The 638-nt window shown below is 58.3% G+C and carries 1 protein-coding gene; it reads left to right on the top strand.

From position 1 onward, the window contains the following. Positions 1 to 136: 136 nt before the first annotated feature. Positions 137 to 565 (top strand): MarR family transcriptional regulator, encoded by a 429-nt coding sequence (locus EN994_RS34275; protein ID WP_013529998.1) that lies wholly within the window; start codon positions 137 to 139, stop codon positions 563 to 565. Positions 566 to 638 lie beyond the last annotated feature (73 nt).

Here is a 638-nt window from a genome sequence, read left to right as displayed (position 1 = left end):
GTTACTTTCGCGATAAACAATATCGCGATATCGATATAGCTAACGCGGCCTAAAACCCTTGTCCACAAAAATATGTATCGCGATATCATTTTTCGTGGTATCGATTTGATGCCCACATTGGCAAAAGGAATGCGCCGTGCCTCTCCCGTTGGACAATCAGCTCTGTTTCACGCTCTATGCCACCAGCATGGCCATCAACCGCACCTACAAGCCGATGCTGGACGAGATGGGCATCACCTATCCCCAGTACCTGGTGTTGAACGCGCTTGGAGAGGCCGACGGCATGTCGGTCGGCACCATCGCCCATCGGCTCGCTTTGGAATCGAGCACCGTCACGCCGCTGGTGAAGCGAATGGAGCAGGCCGGGCTGGTGACCCGCCAGCGCAGCCAGACCGACGAGCGCCAGGTGCAGGTTGATCTGACATCAGCCGGGCGCGCACTGCTTGTCCAATGCAACTGCCTGAACGAAGCCTTGGTCGAACGCTCGGGCATGACGCTGACTGAGCTCGATGCGCTGAACCGGCAGATCCAGGCGTTACGCGCCGCGTTGACCGGCGACCGCTAGCACGGCTTGACGACGGCTAGCCAAACGTCGGAAGAGGCCACCATCATGCGGACTTAAGCACGGCAAATGGCCG

The sequence above is a fragment of the Mesorhizobium sp. M7A.F.Ca.CA.002.09.1.1 genome, from assembly GCF_003998555.1.
GTDB lineage: Bacteria > Pseudomonadota > Alphaproteobacteria > Rhizobiales > Rhizobiaceae > Mesorhizobium > Mesorhizobium ciceri.
Note: the sequence above shows the minus strand (reverse complement) of the source record. Positions and strands in the feature narration are given on the sequence as shown.